This window comes from Kitasatospora sp. UYEF31, from assembly GCF_057291755.1.
In genome coordinates, this window is the sequence record NZ_JBXAWK010000090.1 from 1 (window position 1) to 17716 (window position 17716).

At 65.8% G+C, this 17716-nt stretch carries 13 protein-coding genes and 1 tRNA gene; 3 read left to right on the top strand and 11 right to left on the bottom strand.

Annotated features, from left to right (window positions below; genetic code table 11):
• Window positions 1–60 precede the first annotated feature (60 nt).
• The 6 genes from AC0Z36_RS27755 to AC0Z36_RS27780 all read right to left on the bottom strand — a co-directional run bounded on the left by AC0Z36_RS27755 (window position 61) and on the right by AC0Z36_RS27780 (window position 8443).
• Complete coding sequence (locus tag AC0Z36_RS27755; protein WP_485465819.1) at window positions 61–474, bottom strand: hypothetical protein; 414 nt, start codon at window positions 472–474, stop codon at window positions 61–63.
• A gap of 71 nt (window positions 475–545) precedes the next feature.
• The gene (locus tag AC0Z36_RS27760; protein WP_485465820.1) at window positions 546–821 is read right to left on the bottom strand and encodes a hypothetical protein; all 276 of its coding nucleotides are present in this window, start codon (window positions 819–821) and stop codon (window positions 546–548) included.
• Between the two features lie 682 nt (window positions 822–1503).
• The gene (locus AC0Z36_RS27765) at window positions 1504–2310 is read right to left on the bottom strand and encodes a hypothetical protein (RefSeq protein WP_485465821.1); all 807 of its coding nucleotides are present in this window, start codon (window positions 2308–2310) and stop codon (window positions 1504–1506) included.
• A gap of 23 nt (window positions 2311–2333) precedes the next feature.
• Complete coding sequence (locus AC0Z36_RS27770; protein WP_485465822.1) at window positions 2334–6977, bottom strand: AAA domain-containing protein; 4644 nt, start codon at window positions 6975–6977, stop codon at window positions 2334–2336.
• 412 nt (window positions 6978–7389) lie between these two features.
• Window positions 7390–7463, bottom strand: a tRNA-Pro gene (locus AC0Z36_RS27775).
• Between the two features lie 59 nt (window positions 7464–7522).
• The gene (locus tag AC0Z36_RS27780; RefSeq protein ID WP_485465823.1) at window positions 7523–8443 is read right to left on the bottom strand and encodes a metallophosphoesterase; all 921 of its coding nucleotides are present in this window, start codon (window positions 8441–8443) and stop codon (window positions 7523–7525) included.
• Window positions 8444–8685: 242 nt separating this feature from the next.
• Between AC0Z36_RS27780 and AC0Z36_RS27785 the strand changes: the two genes are divergently transcribed.
• Window positions 8686–9141, top strand: a complete 456-nt coding sequence (locus AC0Z36_RS27785) for a GatB/YqeY domain-containing protein (protein ID WP_485465824.1) — start codon at window positions 8686–8688, stop codon at window positions 9139–9141.
• A 121-nt stretch (window positions 9142–9262) separates the two neighbouring features.
• Here AC0Z36_RS27785 and AC0Z36_RS27790 read toward each other — a convergent pair whose 3' ends face one another.
• Window positions 9263–11629, bottom strand: a complete 2367-nt coding sequence (locus AC0Z36_RS27790; protein WP_485465825.1) for a transglycosylase domain-containing protein — start codon at window positions 11627–11629, stop codon at window positions 9263–9265.
• A 437-nt stretch (window positions 11630–12066) separates the two neighbouring features.
• Between AC0Z36_RS27790 and AC0Z36_RS27795 the strand changes: the two genes are divergently transcribed.
• Window positions 12067–12381, top strand: a complete 315-nt coding sequence (locus AC0Z36_RS27795) for a WhiB family transcriptional regulator (RefSeq protein WP_485465826.1) — start codon at window positions 12067–12069, stop codon at window positions 12379–12381.
• An 87-nt stretch (window positions 12382–12468) separates the two neighbouring features.
• On the opposite strand, the gene bagB is transcribed toward AC0Z36_RS27795, so the two are convergent.
• The 4 genes from bagB to AC0Z36_RS27815 form a co-directional block, all read right to left on the bottom strand.
• The gene (gene bagB, locus AC0Z36_RS27800; protein ID WP_485465827.1) at window positions 12469–13644 is read right to left on the bottom strand and encodes an ATPase BagB; all 1176 of its coding nucleotides are present in this window, start codon (window positions 13642–13644) and stop codon (window positions 12469–12471) included.
• Window positions 13641–14603 carry an ATPase BagA gene (gene bagA, locus AC0Z36_RS27805; protein ID WP_485465828.1) on the bottom strand — a complete coding sequence of 321 codons (963 nt, stop codon included), beginning with the start codon at window positions 14601–14603 and terminating at the stop codon, window positions 13641–13643. The genes bagB and bagA overlap by 4 nt, the downstream gene beginning before the upstream one ends.
• 144 nt (window positions 14604–14747) lie before the next feature.
• Complete coding sequence (gene kynU / locus AC0Z36_RS27810) at window positions 14748–15974, bottom strand: kynureninase (protein WP_485465829.1); 1227 nt, start codon at window positions 15972–15974, stop codon at window positions 14748–14750.
• Between the two features lie 186 nt (window positions 15975–16160).
• Window positions 16161–17024 (bottom strand): tryptophan 2,3-dioxygenase, encoded by an 864-nt coding sequence (locus tag AC0Z36_RS27815; RefSeq protein ID WP_485465830.1) that lies wholly within the window; start codon window positions 17022–17024, stop codon window positions 16161–16163.
• A 169-nt stretch (window positions 17025–17193) separates the two neighbouring features.
• Here AC0Z36_RS27815 and AC0Z36_RS27820 point away from each other — a divergent pair, with 169 nt between their 5' ends.
• The gene (locus AC0Z36_RS27820; protein ID WP_485465831.1) at window positions 17194–17631 is read left to right on the top strand and encodes an Lrp/AsnC family transcriptional regulator; all 438 of its coding nucleotides are present in this window, start codon (window positions 17194–17196) and stop codon (window positions 17629–17631) included.
• Window positions 17632–17716 lie beyond the last annotated feature (85 nt).

The window sequence follows — 17716 nt, forward strand, 5'->3', positions numbered from 1 at the left end:
GCCAGATCGTCGTACGACGGACGACGCTTCGACAGGCCCACGGACAGTCCAACGAGCCGATCATGCGCAGGTCACACAGACCCCTGAGTAGTTACGTTTGGCGATCATGTCCTGAGCTCTGGACACGGCTGCTGCGTAGTCGCCCGATGGGACATAGGCAAACAAGGGCAGGGTTCGAAGATCGTCCTTTATGCCCTTGAGAGGCACCTGCTTGAACTGTGTTGTTGTGGACTTGTCGTCAGGGGCGGTACTCTTCTCGTTTTGAATAAGGCTGCATGAAGAGACGGCGAGTATGCCCAGGGTGGGCCAAATTATCTGCTTCCAGTGCACGAGATAATCCGTTCCTTGCGGGGTTGATCCATCGCCTGAAGTCGCACAGGCCGCCGGTTTTGCAGAGAAAACGCAGCCCGCGAATATTTGGGCAAGAATGGGTGTGTATAGTCGGGGTTTCCAGATTTCGGAAACCTCGACCATGCTGCTTGACCATGATCCGAACCAGATGGTCCGGGTGGTCAAAAATAGTCAGTTAAAGATCTGAAGATTCTTTAACCCGCCATGCTGGAGCAGCTCACGTGGTCCTCGCAGACCTGGTGGCCGCCGATGCCTGAGGCGAAGTAGTAGTTATAGCCGCCGGCCCGGCTGCCGTTTCCGTCCCAGAGGACGCCGTGGAAGCCGTCGCCGGCGGCGACGTTGGCGTAGACACCGTTCCCGTCAGCTTCCATGTCCCTGGGGCTTTCGGTCCAGCCGTCCGAGTACGAATAGTCGCTCCCGTGGTAGACGGACCCGACGGCATTGGCGTACGCGCTTCCGGTCCAAAGCATTACGGGAAGGCGCGCGGGCCAGGGCAACGGCGCTGAGTTTGGCCTTTATGATATCTCCTTCTGTTGGTGGATTGATATCCGGGTTTCCGAATGCCTGAATGATCGACCTTAGAGTACTTTGACCGTTACCTGGCAGCCTGGTTGTCCAGGGCTCTGACAATACGCACCGTTAATTACTTGAGTCAATAGAGTGATCGCGGTTTTAGAAATGTCAATGAAAGGCGGTGATGTCGGAAATGCGCCTTGATGTCGGTTAATGCGCTTCCGGTCCGTCTGGCTTAATCTGGTCGAGTTCTGGATCGAAAGTCGCGATTGTCGGATTCTTTCGCGCCTCGGCGGCATGCCCGGATATGGCCGGCCGGACCCTCTTGTGTTGCCTGGGTGTCCGGATTCCCGCTGGTGAAACCCTGTGTGCAGCTTCACGGGGGCGTGCCGAAGCGATCGTCAGCGATCTCGCGCGGATGGTGTTTTCGCATCATTTGTGGCGACCGTCGACGATCAGAAATGAGAATCTGGCGCCGCAGCGTGGTCGTTGATACGGACATGTCGGATTATTGATCAAAGGACGGGGTTGCGGCGATGGAGTCATCGCCGCGACGCTTCGGACGCCGGCGGAGGATCTTTTCCTCGGGCACTCCTGCAGCGATCGCTGCGTCGACGTCGTCAAGCACCCCAGTGAGATTCAGGGCCCGTGCGTGTCGGCGAGGTCGTTTAGGACCGCGTTGACCACAGGCCAGCACATGTTCAACGTGTCTCGGTCGGGGGCGTGGGCCTCCCGGATTTCGGCGCCTGGGTGTACGAAGTTCCGGTACTTGCGTAGTGCATGACAGAAGCGCTCGACATCGGCACCGATCCATCCGGCGTTGTGGCAGACCTTGATCAGGGTGTCAAGGCTCACGAAGTCTGGGTCCTTGCCCCTGAGCAGTGATGCGTCGCGTTCCTGGACTACTTGGAGCAGGACACCTTCGAGAAGGCTGCCGAGCATGATGGTGGCGGCCACGTGCGCACCGTTGTCGTAGCAAGTGCGTGACTCAGCCAGACGATGCTGCAGGAGACCGGCCATTCTTTGATCCCTGATGACCGCGGCCATGGCCGTTCTGAGCTCGACAGGGCCTTGGCTGCCCGGGTGAGCGAGTGACGGGTCGCAGGCAACGAGGCGGGCCCGGCCCCCGGGATTTTCCAGACGCAGGCCTTCGTGTACGAGGAACGAATTGACGGCGGAGATGACAGCGGTGAGCTGGTCAGGCTCATCGAAGTACTCGCGCGGGTCGGCAAGTCGGAGGAGAACCTTCTCCAGCTCGGTGGGTTCCTCGCGGCGTTCGATGAGGCGGTCAAGGGTCCACTCCTTGCGATACTCACCGTCGTAGTCCGGTACACGCTCCCAACCGGCGTTCTTGAAGAAGCGTGAGATCTGGTAGCCCTTGCGGTAGTAGAGATTGTCGTCACCGCAGATGACGCGGGCGAGTTCATCCAGAGTGTTGGCGTCCAAGATTCCGAGTGGGGACTGCAGTGTCATGGCGAGACCTCTTTGCTGCCGTCGGTCGGTTCGTCGCTTGCGCCGAGAACGTCATCCAGGTCGGTTATGTCGGGGCTGTCGGAGGGTTCTGTGGATTCCTCGACCGCCTCTTCACCGGCGGAGAGATCGAATGGTGTCCACTGAGCAACAGAAGATGCCGAACTTGAGCGGGACGGACCGTTGGTGCTGCTGAACGAGGTCGGACGGATGCCCAACCGACTCAGCTCCTCCCACAGGCCGAGCAAGGCTTCATCCGGGTCGAACCGGAACTCGCTCTCCCTGATGCGCCAAAACGTCCAGCCCACTCGCTGGAGTTCACGATCGCGCTGCTGGTCGTACCGGATCTGTTCGTCTGTCGAGTGGTAGCGGTCGCCGTCGCATTCCACTGCCAGGCGCCCGCGGGCGCCCACGACTACGAGGTCGATGCGTTTGTTTCCTGCGGGGACCTGCGGGACGACGTGATAGCCACGCTCCTTCAGACGCAGGTATACGTGTTGCTCGAAGAGGGACTCGAAGGGCTTCTGCGGGGAATCCGACGACACCTCACCGATGTCGTCCGAGTCCATCAGCCCGGCCGGCGGGTTCTCCATGTAGGCGAGAAGGTTGAGCCGCAGGTCATCCTTCTTCAGGCGGTCCGGCGGTACTGAATAGAAGAGCCGCATCTGGTCCTGCGCCCGGGAAGCGGCGACGTTGTACGCCTGGCGTTCACTGCGTACACCGCCTGCGATCTTCGGTGGGTTGGTGGCGACCATCGATAGGAGGATGACGTGCCGCTCGTCCCCCTGGAACGATGCAGGGTTGCCCACACGGATCTGGTGGCGCTCGCGTACTGGTGCCGGGATCCGCTCGTTGATCATCTGTTCCAGAAGCTTGACCTGGCCGACCGGGCCTTGAAGCGTGATGACGCCCATGGTTTTGTCCCGGTAGGCAGGGTCCTCTACGAGCTGGCACAGGCAGTCGACGATGCTTTCGGCTTCCTTGGGATTGCGGAGCCGACTGTCGCGCCCCTGAGCGACCGCCCCCTCGACGAAGTGCGTGACGAGGGGATCGAGGCGCTCACCGCCGTACTGGCGCAGTGGCTGCAGCTTGTTGTTGTAGAAGGTCTGGGAGGACCAGCCGATGATCTCGGGCATACATCGGAAGTGTTCCTCTAGGCGGATTACCTTCGGGAAGAACGTGGACAGTAGTTGGTAGAGGTTCGTGGCAGGCCCGTAAAGCGTGCGCAGACTCTGCGGCATGTCAGGCAGGTGTGAGACGAGTCGGTCATGGATCACCTGGTGGCGCCCCATGCCACTGAGCGAGGGAGCGCACTGTTTGTCGTCTCCGACAACGATCACGCGGGGGGCGAGCCATAGGAGGAACAACGCGTCCATGCCAGCCTGACTTGCCTCATCGACGATCACGACGTCAAACGCGTCGCGCTTGGGCAGAACCGTCTCGGCTACCTGGGAGATCGGCATGACCCACGCGGGTACGGCTTCCTGCGCTGTTTTCATAGCGTCGTTTGCCGCAGCACGGTATCGACCTGCGTTACGGCCCTTACCTTTACCGTACGAAGCCATGTGGTTTCGGTAGGCCTGGAGCGCCGACCGCTGTGCTGACGTCATGCGCTCCAGACAATGGAGCCGACCCCAGGCGGCGGCGAGGTCACCGGTCAGTGATTCCAGGTGTCGTTCATACTCGGCGAGTTCGCCTTCCAGCTGACGTTCGCGTCCAGGGGTGCGCTGGCGTCGTACGAACGCGGCGGCGGTTCCCCAGGCCCATGCCTCAGTCAGTGTGTCCAACCTTTCCTCCCAGGCCCGATCGTGTGGGTTCTCCACCAGTTGGTCGGCGAGCAAGGGGTGTTTCCCGCGCACGTCCGCCAGGAGCGCGGTGCACCGGCGCCAGCGGCGCTCTTGGTGATGGGCCGCCCGCAACGCTTCCAGAGTCTTTGCGTAGCGGTCGACGTCCTGGGCCTGGATGGCTTGTGCGGTGGCCAGAGCTTCGGCTGCAGGGCTGGACCCTTCCACGGGAGTGCGGAGCTGTTCCTCCCAAAGGGCTACGCGGTTCATCGCCTCGTCTGCGGTCCGCCGGGAAGAGGTTGCGGCTAGTGCCGTGACAAAGTCCTGCCAAGCGGTCCGGGATGTGAGGGGGATGTGGCGGCCGTACCGCACGAGCAGTTCATCGATGCCTTCGCGGGCTCCGCCGAAAACATCCACCTGACGCAGGTGTGCGTATGCCTCGGTCAGGGCGGCCAGGCGGAGTTCTACTGGACCGTCAGGGATCGGGGCGCCAGCTTGAGCCCATCGCTCTGCGAGTGTAGCGACGGTGGAGTGGGCCCGGAGGTAGGTGAGCACAGCGCCCAGCTCTTCCGCTGTGTGGGGTGCTTGGCCCCTTACGGTGCAGGTATCCAGCAGTTCCTGGGCGCCTTTCTGCGACTTGGCCGCACGGAAACTGCCGCGAGCGCGAAGCTTGCCACCAGAAGACAGGTGCTCTTCAAGGGCGGTTCCGGTCGTGAGCATCGCGTCGGCCTGCTCAGCGGACAGCTGTGCGGGGATGGTGACCCGTCTCATCCCCTGGGCTTCTACTTGCTGGGAGAGCAGGGCGAGTTGGTCGCCGAGCCCGGAGACCCGGTTCCACAACGGAAGGTTCGTGCGGGAAAGCCGGTCTGAGAGAGCCTTCGTCGTCCACGTACCGGCATCCCACTGCCGGGCAGAGGACGGCGCGCCGAGACGGTGAAGGGCGGTCCGGCATTCCCCAACGAGCGCTGTTAGCTCATCGGTGACCGTGGTGTCGAGTCCGGCCAGGTCGTCACGGATGTCGGCTGCTTCGGGGGACAAACCGTCATTGAGGACACGGCCTGCCTCCAGAGCCCGGTACAGATCCTCGGGGGACGGAAGGAAACCTGGGTCCGGCACGCTGCCGCCGAACCTAGGCTCCGCCGCCCCGTCGCGCAGCAGGCTCAGCAACTCCGCTGCTTGAGCAGGGGACAGTGGCGGAACCGGGAAGGCCTGGCCTCCGTCCGGCACGACGCCGATCCAGGAACAGAGTTCGGTGTTTTCCCGTATGCATTGGACGATGGTGGCGAGCGTGCCAGCGTATCCGGGGGCTACCTGCGGGTGACGGTAGACCTCAGCCTCTCGCAGAGCAATCACTTGTTCGGTAAGCGCTACGACTCTTTCCTGTGCGTCATTCCGGCGTGCGGAGAGCCGCTGAATCTCCTCCTTCAGCTGTTCCGGATCGCTGGTGGCCACCTGATCGGTCAAGGAATTGATCGTGCGCTCCAGTTCATCCACGCCGTCCTGGCGAGCGGAGCTGAGGAGCAGAACGCACAAGTCCCGCACCGCGGGTGGGAGTTTGTCTCGCAGGACTGTTAGGGCTTGGTCGCGCGCGCTGGTGACCAGAACGCGCTGGCCTTGGGCGAGTAGTGCGGATACGAGGTTGGCGATCGTATGTGTCTTGCCGGTGCCTGGCGGACCTTGCACGACCACGCCCGTTTCGTGTTCCAGGCGCTGAAGCACACTTCGTTGCCGCTCATTGGTCTTGCCGGGGAAGAGAGGATCCGCTCCGAAGAGCGGAGGGACTTCGCGGCCACCCCAGCTCGCGCGTTCCCCGGAGTCCAGGGGAAGTACCAGCTGAGCGAGTCCGAGAGGGGCGTGCCCTTCGGAGGCGATGCTGTCGGCGATCCGGTCGTAGAAGCTCAGTAGGGCGTTACGGTCCCTGGGACGGAGCACCAGCGCGGGAGCGTAGGTCAGACGGGCGCCGACAGCAGACTCACGTGAGGGATCCCATTCGGCGCTGAAGGCCACTGGGCGTTGCAGGACCCGTTCCTGCCACTGCGCCAATTGCTCCAGGGCGTCCGAGCTGAGTAGGTGGAGTGACTGGGCTGCGATCTCCTCCGCGAGGGCGGCTGAGCGCTCGGAGGCCCAGCCGTCATCTGTGTCGAGGAAAGCCTGGTCCTCAAGCCGCACGGCCCCTCCGGCCATGAGCCGTACCGAGATCTGGGTCGTTTTGCGGTTTACCGAGGTCTCCACCCGGTGGGTCAGCAGATGGCGATGGACGGTGTCGCCATGTGGGTCGCTCCAAGTCAACAGGCCTGTAGCCAGGACAAGTTCGAGCTGGTCGTCCTGTTGGGTCAGCTTCTGATGCCAGCGGTAGACCTGTTCATACAGCTCTCGGAGAGAGCGCTCGGCACGTTCTCGTTCCGCCCACTGCCGCCACCTGGTGAGCCATAGGCCGTAGGCCCGCAGAACTTCGCCCGATTCTTCCCGACGTGCGGTGTGATCGTCCTCGTGGCTCCGTACTTGGTCGCCGTCTGAGACTCGTACAAGCTCCCGTCCGGGCCCCTCAGTCGCGAGTGGTGGATCTTCGCTGCCCGGGTCCTGACACTGCTCCGGAGAAACCCAGCCGTCGAGCAGTTCAGGTAGGGGCGGCGGTGCTGCTTGCGGTACGTGGTCGAGGAGAAGCAACAGCCCATCGACGCGTTCGGACGGGCGCCGTATCGAAGCGGGCAGGCCGGCCAGCCACAAGCGTTCCCGTGCTCGGCGGTCGTCCCGCACCCGGTTGCGACTGCTGTGCACGACCTCCTTGAGGAAATTGACCAGGCCAGTGGTCTGCCCGATGACATCCGGATCGTTCGCAGCGCGGTGTGGCAAGTTCACCCATCCCCCTCGGCTGGTGACCAACGCTCCAGAATGGGGCTACTGGAAGGAGGGGGCAACGGGCCTGGAGAGAATGGCGAAAATGCACTCTGTCTAGGCTTGATCAACGCGGTGTAGTCATTTTATGTGTTGAATGCTGGCTGGTTGGGCTTGAGGCGCGTCGCGCAAAGCTGTGGGGAGTCATCGCCGAAGAGTGATCTGTTCGCTGGTGGAGCCCGGTCGGCTCAGTCAGGGTTCTCTCCGCGGCGAACCATTCAGCCCATCGGAGTGAGGGCAGCGGAGGGGGCCGGTCGCCAGGAGGCGCTGAAGTCCACGCCGGTTGCTGCACTTTGCTGCTGTACAAGCCCCCAAGACGCACCAGAGGCCCCACCGGATTTCTCCGATGGAGCCTCTGGCCTGCATAACTTCCGAGTCGGGGTGGCGGGATTTGAACCCACGGCCTCTTCGTCCCGAACGAAGCGCGCTACCAAGCTGCGCCACACCCCGTCGTCTGGAAGTGGGTTTAGCTTAGCTGACGTTCGGCCGAGAATGGAAATCCGTTACTGCTAGGCCTCTGATCTGCGGTTTTTCCGTTCGGGAGTGAGCGTGAGCAGGGTCGCCTCCGGCGGGCAGGCGAAGCGGAAACGCGCGTAGCGCGAAGTCCCGCATCCGGCGGAGACGTGCAGGTAGGGCTCGTTGCCTTGCGCGGCGTACGTGGACAGGCCCTTGGCGCGCTTCCGGTCGAGGTCGCAGTTGGTGGCGAGGGCCCCGTAGAAGGGCACGCAGACCTGCCCGCCGTGCGTGTGGCCCGCGATGATCAGCGGGTAGCCCTCGGCGGCGAAAGCGTCCAGCACCCTGCGGTACGGCGCGTGTACGACCGCGAGGGATACGTCCGCGCTCGGGTCGGGGCCGCCGGCTACGTCCTCGTAGCGGTCCCGGTCGATGTGCGGGTCGTCCACGCCCACCAGTTCGACGTCCACGCCTTCGAGCTTGAGCCGGCCTCGGGTGTTGGTCAGGTCCACCCACCCGGCGCCGTTGAAACCGTCCCGCAGTTGCGGCCACGGGTTCTCCTCGCCCAGTTTGCGCAGGCCGTCGTCGGGCCGCAGGTAGCTCGTGGGGTCCTTGCGCCGGGGGGCGAAGTAGTCGTTCGAACCGAACACGTACGCGCCCGGGTAGTCCAGGAGCGGGCCCAGCGAGTCGAGCACCTCAGGGACCGCCTCCGGGTCGGACAGGTTGTCGCCGGTGTTGATGACGAAGTCCGGGTGCAGCGCGGCCAGGCTCCGTAGCCAGGTCTGCTTCTTGCGCTGTCCGTAGACCATGTGGATGTCCGACACCTGGAGCACCCGCAGCGGTCTGGCACCGTGCGGCAGGACGGGCACCTCCACCCGGCGCAGCCGGAAGGACCGCGCTTCGTAGGCAGCGGCGTAGGTCAGGCAGGCGGCCCCGGTGGCGGCGATACCCAGGGGGATTGAGAGACGCGGTCGCATACAGACATGTTTACAGGTCTCATGTTCCGAGGGGAGTCCGCGCAGCGTCCCGGGAAAGCACGGCACCCTGGGAAACCACGGCACCCTGGGAAACCACGGCACCCTGGGAAACCACGGCACCCTGGGAAACCACAGCGCCCCGAAATAGCACAGCGCCCCGAAATAGCACAGCGCCCCGCAAAAGCACAGTGACCGGGGAAAACAGGTGGGTCCCACCCGGGCGCCCCTGAGACACTTGGCGCATGAGCACCTTGAAGAACCGTCTCCACGATGACCTCGTCGCGGCCATCCGCGCCCGGGACAACCTGCGCTCCGGCACGCTGCGCCTGGTCCTCTCCGCGATCACCAACGAAGAGGTCTCGGGCAAGACGGCCCGCGAGCTGACCGACGCCGAGGTGCTGAAGGTCGTTGTACGGGAGGCCAAGAAGCGGCGCGAGGCCGCCGAGGCGTTCGACAACGGCGACCGTCCCGAGTCCGCGGCCAAGGAGCGCGCCGAGGGCGAGATCCTGGCGACCTACCTGCCCGCGCAGATGTCCGACGAGGAGCTTTCCTCGATCGTCGATGCCGCGGTCACCGAGCTCGGTGTGTCCGGTCCGCAGGCGATGGGGCAGGTCATGAAGATCGTCAAGCCCAAGGTGGGCGACCAGGCCGAAGGTGGCCGGATCGCCACCGCGATCAAGGCCCGGCTCGCTTCCTGAAAGACCGAAGACCGAAGGACTTTTGTACGGAGTGCATCCGTACGAAAAGACTGGTGGCAGGAAAAGCCTGAGGGGCCCGGCACGATGAGCGCCGGGCCCCTCAGGCGTCGTTCAGGTCAGGTCAGGGCCGGAAGCTGTCGGCCATCCCGAACGGATGCGTCGCACCCGGGTTCGGGCTGTCCAGGGGATTGATGTCCCCGGTCTGCTGGTCGAAGTTGAAGCCGGTGCCCGGCCCGCCCGGCAGTGTGAGCGGCGGACGGCTGCCTGTGTTGTTGCGGCCCGGCTTCCTGGTGTTGGTCGCCGAGGGCTTGTCCGAGTCGGAGGACTGCCGCGGGTCCGGCTTCGACGGGATCGCCCCAGCGGGCGGGGCGACGAAGTCGGGGGCAGGCTGGCCCTTGAGCGCGCCCTTCATCGCCTGCTTCCAGATGGGGCCGGGGACTTGTCCGCCGTACACCTTCGGGTGGAACTCCCCGGCGATGGAGATGTCGTACATCTCGACGGCCTTCTTGGGGCCGCCGACCCACACGGCGGTGGACAGGTTCGGGGTGTAGCCGACGAACCAGGCCGCCTTGCGCTCCTCGGTCGTACCGGTCTTGCCGGCGTTCTCCCGGTCGGTCAGTCCGGCCATGGCGCCGGTGCCGTCCTCGACCACACCCATGAGCAGGGTGTTGATGGTGTCCGCGGTGCCTTTGGACATCACCTGGCGGCAGGCGGTCTCCGGCACCTTGAGCTTGGTGCCGTCGAGCCGGGTGACGTCGCTGATGGCCACCGGGGTGCAGTAACTGCCCCGGTTGGCGAACGTGGCGTACGCGGCGGCCATGCTCATCGGGGCGATCTCGTTGACGCCCAGGGTGGTGGTGGCGTACTGCTCCAGCGGCTTGCCGTCACCGCGGTGCACGCCCATCGCCTCAGCCATGCGGGCCACGGCGCAGATGCCGACCTGCTTCTCAAGCAGGACGAAATAGGTGTTGATCGACTTTTCGAGGGCGGTCTGCATGTTCCAGTTGCCGACTTCGGACGTGCTCTCGTTCTTGATCTTGCCGCCCTTGACCGTCCCCTCGCAGGTGCCGAACTTGTCCTTGGAGGTGTCGATCTCGTTGTCGGTGCTGTACTGCTGGTCGACCCCGATGCCGTTCTCAAGGGCCGCCGCCGCAGTGAACGCCTTGAACGTCGACCCGGTCTGGAAGCCGAAGGTCGAGCCGCCCATGGACTTGTCGACGTTGAAGTTGATCGTCGTCTCGTAGTCGCCGAACCCGTAGGGACGGCTCTGCGCCATCGCCCTGATCTTGCCCGTGCCGGGCTCGATCATCGAGATCGCGTCAGCCACCGTGTCCTTCTGGTAGGCGCCCTCCGTGGCCGCCTTGTACGCCGAAGCCTGGGCCTGCGGGTCCAGCGTCGTGGTGACCTTGAGACCGCCGTTGAGCCACAGTGTGGCCCGTTCCTCCGGGGTCTTGCCGAAGACGGGGTCCGACTTGATGACCCGTTCGACGTAGTCGCAGAAGAACGCCGACCCGTTGTTCTTTTCGGCGGTGATGCAGCCGTTGGGCACCGGCTGCGGATTCAGGCCGAGCGGCTGCAGCTTGGCCTTGGCGACGTCGTCGGCGTTCGCCATGTTCGTCTCGAGCATGCGCTGCAGCACGACGTTGCGTCGCTGCTGTGAGGTGTTCGGGTTGACCATCGGGTCGTACAGGCTGGGAGCCTGCACGGCGCCGGCCAGGGTCGCGGCCTCGGCCAGTGTGAGGTCCTTGGCGTGCTTGCTGAAGTAGCGCTGGGCGGCCGCCTCGACGCCGTACGCCTGCTCGCCGAAGAAAGTGATGTTCAGGTAGTTGGTGAGGATTTCGTCCTTGGAGAGTTTCTGCTCCACCCCGATCGCGAACTTGAGTTCTTTGATCTTCCGGGAGACGGACCGCTCCTGGGCCTGGGCGACCTTCCTGACGTCGGCCCCGGCCTCTTCGACGAAAATGTTCTTCACGTACTGCTGGGTGAGGCTGGAGCCGCCCTGCACATCGCCGCCGGACTGGTTCTTGACCAGCGCGCGCAGGGTGCCCTTGAGGTCGATCGGACCGTGTTTGTAGAACCGCGAGTCCTCGATCGCCACCAGCGCGGCGCGCATCACCGGGGCGATGTCCTCGCTTTTGACGATGATTCGGTACCTGTTGTAGACGGTCGCGATGGGGCCGCCCTTGGCGTCGTAGATGTACGACGCCTGGGCCAGTTTCGGCGCTTCAAGGTCGGCCGGCAGGTTGTCGAAGTTCTCCGTGGCGGCTTTGGCGGTCAGCCCGAGGGCGCCGGCGAACGGCAGGGCCAGGCCCGCCACCAGCGCTCCGGCGAGCACGCTCGCGCCGAGGAAAGCAGCGAACCGGCCGACGGCCCCCAGCGGGGTGACACGGCGGGGACGGGGGGCGCGCTGCGCAAGGGGGGACACGGACTCCGGCTCGACAGCCGGATCAGGGACCTGCGGAGACGAGCCGGACGAAGATCGGGCCATGGAGCACAGCCTACGTGTCCAAACGCCGGACATGGAGGAGGTCCGTGTCTTACGCTGACGGTGCGACAGGAAGAAGGCCATTTCCTCCTTATTCACTCTTTCGAGTGAACGTGCTCGACTGTCAGTCAGTCGCCACCGATGCACCCCAGGCGACCCGCTCCGCCGGTCGGCCCCGAAAATCCGGTGCCGCCCCGCCGGAGACAAGTGAGCCGGACCAGTGAGTACGAACCTGGCCTGCTGTGCAAGTAGTTGTCACCCGTACGGGTGTGTTCATTTTGCGCATAGTCCCAACGGACCATGAGTTACCGCCCGTTAGGGGCTGTTGTTTGTGCGCTGCTTTTCGTACCGTCCTGCTTGGCGACAGGTTTTCTACGCACTGCGGAGCGACCTGCCGCCGCCGTTGGGGGAGCCTGAAATCGGGAGAGGACGGCACCAGCATGAGCTGGGTTACCGACTGGAGCGCACTGGCTGCGTGCCGGAGCACTGATCCGGACGAACTGTTCGTGCAAGGCGCGGCGCAGAACCGCGCGAAGGCCGTATGCACCGGATGTCCGGTGCGCACCGAATGCCTCGCCGACGCCCTCGACAACCGTGTCGAGTTCGGCGTGTGGGGCGGAATGACCGAACGTGAGCGGCGCGCGCTGCTGCGTCGCAGGCCGACTGTCGACTCGTGGCGGGATCTCCTGGAGACCGCCCGCGAGGAGTACGAACGGGAGTACCACTGCGGCGACCTGCTGCGTTTTGCCGGCTGAGTGCCGTGGCTGTGCCGTAAAAAAGCGTGGCTGGTCGGGTGATGCGGAGTCAGGCCGCATCGCCCGTCGCAACGGTCCCCGCCCGGCTCAGCCGGAACCCAGACTTTCGCCGATCACCCGCAGGCCGTCCAGGTCGTGCACGTCCCCGGGAAGGGCGGGCACGTCGACGACCGGCACGTCCGGGTGAATCGAGGTGAACCTCGTCCGCACCCGTTCCTCACGACCGACCATGCGCAACCGCTCGGCGTGCAGGGTCAACAACGCTGCCACGAGCAGCAGTTCCCCGGGGGTGGAATCGGTCTTCTCGTCGCCGCCGTTGCGGGCACGCTCCTGGAGCGTCTCCGCAGCGGCTGTGCTGCGTTCGGCGGACAACTGTCCGGCTTTGCTGTGGTGCACCCGGTTGAGCACCAGGCCGGCCAGTGGCATCTTCTCCGCGCCGAGCCGTTCGACGAAGTACGCGGCCTCCCGCAGCGCGTCCCGCTCCGGGGCCGCCACGACCAGGAACGCCGTACCGCGCGCCTGGAGCAGCCGGTAGGTCGCCTCCGCACGCTTGCGGAACCCGCCGAAGGTGGTGTCCAGGGCGGAGATGAACGTCTGGACGTCGGCGAGCATGTGCGCGCCGAGGACCTTGCTGAGCGCACCGGTCATCAGGCCCATGCCGGCCGACAGGAACTTCAGCGCACCGCGTCCGCCGACCTTCGCCGGGGCGGACAGGATGCGGATGAGCCGCCCGTCGAGGAACGACCCGAGCCGTTGTGGCGCGTCGAGGAAGTCGAGGGCGGACCGCGACGGCGGGGTGTCGACGACGATCAGGTCCCACTTGCGGGTGGCGTGCAGCTGTCCGAGCTTCTCCATCGCCATGTACTCCTGCGTCCCGGCGAAGGACGAGGACATCGACTGGTAGAAGGGGTTGCCGAGGATCTGCTTGGCCCGCTCGGGGTCGGCGTGCTGTTCGACGATCTCGTCGAACGTGCGCTTCATGTCGAGCATCATCGCGTGCAGCGTGCCGCCGGCCGACTCGTCGACCCCGGCCACTTTGCGCGGGATGTTGTCCAGCTCGGTCAGGCCCATCGACTGGGCGAGCCGCCGGGCCGGGTCGATCGTCAGGACCACGACGGACCGGCCGCGTTCGGCCGCGCGCAGGCCGATCGCCGCCGCGGTGGTGGTCTTGCCGACGCCGCCGGAGCCACAGCACACCACGATCCTGGTGGCTCTGTCGTCGATCAGCGTGTCGATGTCCAATCCGGGCGATGCCGTGGTCATACGACCCCCTGCCTGCACATGTCGTCCGCCAGTCGGTAGAGGCCGCCGAGGTCGATCCCGTCGGGGAGCAGCGGGAGCTCGTACACCGGAAGGCCCACCGCCTGGATCGCGGCCCGGCCCTGGGTCTCCAGGGCGATCCGCGCGGTGTGTTCTTCGGCCTCCTGGAGGAGGGAGGCGACCAGGTTCTTGGAAACCCGTACGCCTGCTGCCTTCAGGCCTGACTCGACGAGGGCCGGGGTCAGGACCTCCTCGCCCACCTCGTCGCCTTCACCCAGCCTGGGGCGGGCCATGTTCACGAAGATCCCACCCGTGGGGAGGCCCTCCGCGCGCAGCGCGGCGACGCCGTCGACGGTCTCCTGGACCGGCATTTCCTCCAGGAGGGTCACCAGGTGTACCGCGGTCTCGGCCGAGCGGAGCACGCCCATGACCGCTTCGGCCTGGTTGTGGATCGGGCCGAACTTCGCGAGCCCGGAGACCTCACTGTTGACGTTGAGGAACCGGGTTATGCGCCCGGTGGGCGGCGCGTCCATGACCACCGCGTCGTACACCCGGCGGCCCTGGACCTTGCGCCGCACCGACTCGCAGACCTTGCCGGTGAGCAGCACGTCGCGGACACCCGGGGCGATGGTCGTGGCGAAGTCGATCGCGCCGAGCTTCTTCAGGCCCTTACCGGCGCGGCCCAGGTGGTAGAACATCTCGAGGTAGTCGAGCAGGGCCTCTTCCGGATCGATGGCCAGCGCGAACACCTCGCCGCCGCCCGGGGCCACCGCGATCCGCCGCTCCTCGTAGGGCAGCTGCGGCGTCTCGAAGAGCTGGGCGATCCCTTGCCGGCCTTCCACCTCCACGAGCAGCGTCTTGTGTCCCCCGTGCGCGAGGGCCAGGGCAAGGGCGGCGGCCACGGTGGTCTTCCCGGTGCCGCCCTTGCCACTGACCACGTGCAGGCGGGGCTTGCCCCCCACGGCTTTCGGCTCCTGGCTCACCCCACGAGCCTAACCAGCGGAGCGCGGTTGACACGTCGTCTCCCCCGCGACGTGAGCCGTGTCACGTCGCAGGGTGGTGGCGTACGGGATCAGCTGACGGTCGCAGGGTGGTGGCGTACGGGATCAGCTGACCGTCGAACGCTCCGCGTACTTCGCGTCCTTGTACGCCTTGGTCTCCAGGACCTCGCGCAGCACCTCGACAGCCTGGAAGACGTCCTCGTGCCGGACGTACAGCGCGTTGAAGCCGAACCGCAGCACGTCGGGCGGCCGGACGTCGCCGATGACACCGCGGTCGATCAGCGCGCCCATGACGGCGTACGCCTCGGCGTGCCGCACTGAGACCTGGCTGCCGCGCCGCTCGTGCTCACGCGGGGTGACCACGGTGAGGCCGATGGCGTCCACGCACTCGATGAAGAAGTCGGTGAGCGACAGGCTCTTGGCCCGGACAGCCGCCATGGAGACGCCGTCGTACGCGGTCAGCGCCGCTTCCAGGACCAGCATGCTCAGCAGCGGCGGCGTGCCGATCCGGCCGCGCGCCATCCCGGCGGACGGACGGTAGGTCTCCTCCATCGCGAACGGGTCCGCGTGGCCCTGCCAGCCGGTCAGCGCCGGATCGAAGGCCTCCTGGTGCTCGGCGGCGACGAACAGGAACGCCGGGGAGCCGGGCCCGCCGGAAAGGTATTTGTACGTGCAACCCACGGCGAAGTCGGCGCCGTCCGCCTCGAGCCGCAGGTCGAGCGCGCCCGCGCTGTGGCACAGGTCCCACAGCACCAGCGCGCCGTGCTCGTGCGCCACCCGGGTCAGCGCCGGGAGGTCCCACAGTTCGCCCGTGCGGTAGTCCACCTGGCTGTACGCGGCGACCGCGACCTCGTCGCCCTGGGTACGGCAGAAGGCGATCGCCTCCGGCACCGAAAGGCGCAGCACGGTTGCGCCGAACAGCCGCGCGGCCGAGTCGGCGAGGTACTGGTCGGTGGGGAAGTTGCCCGGGTCGGTCAGGACGTACTTGCGCCCTGTCCGCATCCGCAGGGCGGCGGTCAGCGCGTTGAACAGCTGTACGGAGGTCGAGTCGCCGCACACCACCCGGCCGGGGGAGGCCCCGACCAGCGGGGCGATCTGGTCGCCGATCCGGGTGGGGGCGACCCACCAGTCGTTGTCGTTCCACGACCGGATCAGGTCGCGGCCCCACTGGCGCTGGACGACGTCGTCCAGGACGTCCGGCACGGCGGCCGGCAGGGCACCCAGCGAGTTGCCGTCCAGGTAGTTGACGCCCTCCGGCAGGAGGAAGCGCTTGCGGACGCCCGCCAGCGGATCGGCCGCATCGAGCTCCAGAGCGCGCTCGTGCAATGACATGTACTCCCCTTTTGCTGTGTCCGCCTGCTGCTGTGTCCACGACGGGTCGCGTCATGGCCCCCGGACCAGCGGAACTGTTGGGCGCTTTCTACCCGAAGACACCCGGCTGGTCTAGACCCTGGGTGAGACGCTTTTTCTCTGCGCCTTGTCTCTGTGCTTTTTCACTCTGCTTTTTCGCTCTGCTTTTTACTCCGCGTAGGTCCGCATCGACCAAAGCTCCGGGAACGGCCGGACCCGCACGCTCTTCTCCAGCCACTCCGCGCCAGACGAACCCGCCGTCCCAGGGCGGTCGCCCATCGCCCGCAGGGTGGCCGCCAGGTGCCGCTCCCGCCAGCGGGTCCAGTGCTCGGACACATCGGTCAGCGCCTCGCCCAGGTCGACCAGGTCGGGGTAAGCCGTTTCAGCGCTGTAGACCGTGGTCCACGCCTGCTCGACGCCTTCGTTGCGTTCGTACAGCTTCGTCATGTCCCGCTCAAGGTGCTCGGCGGGGACCGGCAGGCCGCGCCGGTGCAGCACACCGACGGCGGCGTCGTACAGGCTCGGGGCTTTCAACGCGGTCTCCATCGCGGCGTACGCCTCGGGCCGTTCGGTGTACTGCCGCAGGAAGCCGGACCTCTTGTTGCCGAGCAGGAACTCCAGCTCGCGGTACTGGTGCGACTGGAAGCCGGACCCTTCGCCGAGAGCAGCCCGGAAGGCCCCGAACTCGGCGGGTGTCAGCGAGCCGACCAGACCCCACGTGGAGTACAGCACCTCCAACTGCTGCACGCTGCGCCGCAGCGTACGGTTCGCACCCAGGACGTCGTCCGCGTCGAGCTGGGTCCTGGCCCTGACCCACTCCTCCCGGATCAGCAGGAAGAGCAGCTCCATGACCTGCGAGGAGACGATGAAGGACAGTTCCGCGGGCGCGTCGGTACGCGGGTGCTGAAGGCTGAGCAACTCGCCGATGCGGGCATACCGGGCGTACTCCGGACCGGCCGGCTCCTCGCCGGAGAAGGGGCAGCCGCCGGCCCCGGCCGCCTGCGGAACGTTCTCAGTCGCCATGTCACTCATCGCTGCTCGCCTCCCGTCGTCCGGACCTTTGTTCGGACACCCATATGGAACCGCTCATCCGTACGGTTGGGAATGGCCGTCGAGTGACTCAGGCCTACTTCTGGTTAACAAACACAAGGCAATGAGACGCTTTCGGTTGACGAATGTAAGGACGGACGTAAGGAAGCCCGTGGACACCACCGACCAGCGTCTGCTCGCCGAGCTCCAGGCCGACGCCAGGGTCTCCTTCAACGAGCTCTCCCGCCGCGTAAACCTCTCCCCGCCGGCCGTCGCCGAACGCGTCCGCCGCCTCGAACGCACCGGGGTCATCACCGGCTACCACGCCCACGTCGACCCGGCCGCCGCCGGACTGCCGGTCACCGCGCTCATCCGGATGAGCTGTTACGGACCGCGCTGCCTGCTGCGCACCGACCACGTCAAGGAATGGCCCGAGCTTCTGCAACTGCACCGGGTCACCGGCGACGCCTGCTGCCTGCTCCTGGTCGCCGTGGCGACCATGAACGACTTCCAGAACCTCATCGACCGCCTCGCCGAGCACGGGACTCCGTCGAGCACGATGGTGTTGTCCAGCCCGGTTCCCTGGCGTGCGGTCGAACCGCTGCGTTGACGCGGGCTCCAAGCCCGGGCGTCACCCTCCCGCCCCCGTCGCTGGCGCTCCGGGGTCGCTCGGCGCCCGCGCGTCGCCCGAAAAG

Coding starts and splice junctions, on each gene's coding strand:
- kynU (WP_485465829.1), bottom strand. CDS start 15,974: ATGTCATTGCACGAGCGCGCTCTGGAGCTCGATGCGGCCGATCCGCTG.
- bagB (WP_485465827.1), bottom strand. CDS start 13,644: ATGACCACGGCATCGCCCGGATTGGACATCGACACGCTGATCGACGAC.
- AC0Z36_RS27780 (WP_485465823.1), bottom strand. CDS start 8,443: ATGCGACCGCGTCTCTCAATCCCCCTGGGTATCGCCGCCACCGGGGCC.
- AC0Z36_RS27760 (WP_485465820.1), bottom strand. CDS start 821: ATGCTTTGGACCGGAAGCGCGTACGCCAATGCCGTCGGGTCCGTCTAC.
- AC0Z36_RS27815 (WP_485465830.1), bottom strand. CDS start 17,024: ATGAGTGACATGGCGACTGAGAACGTTCCGCAGGCGGCCGGGGCCGGC.
- AC0Z36_RS27755 (WP_485465819.1), bottom strand. CDS start 474: ATGGTCGAGGTTTCCGAAATCTGGAAACCCCGACTATACACACCCATT.
- AC0Z36_RS27785 (WP_485465824.1), top strand. CDS start 8,686: ATGAGCACCTTGAAGAACCGTCTCCACGATGACCTCGTCGCGGCCATC.
- AC0Z36_RS27795 (WP_485465826.1), top strand. CDS start 12,067: ATGAGCTGGGTTACCGACTGGAGCGCACTGGCTGCGTGCCGGAGCACT.
- AC0Z36_RS27790 (WP_485465825.1), bottom strand. CDS start 11,629: ATGGCCCGATCTTCGTCCGGCTCGTCTCCGCAGGTCCCTGATCCGGCT.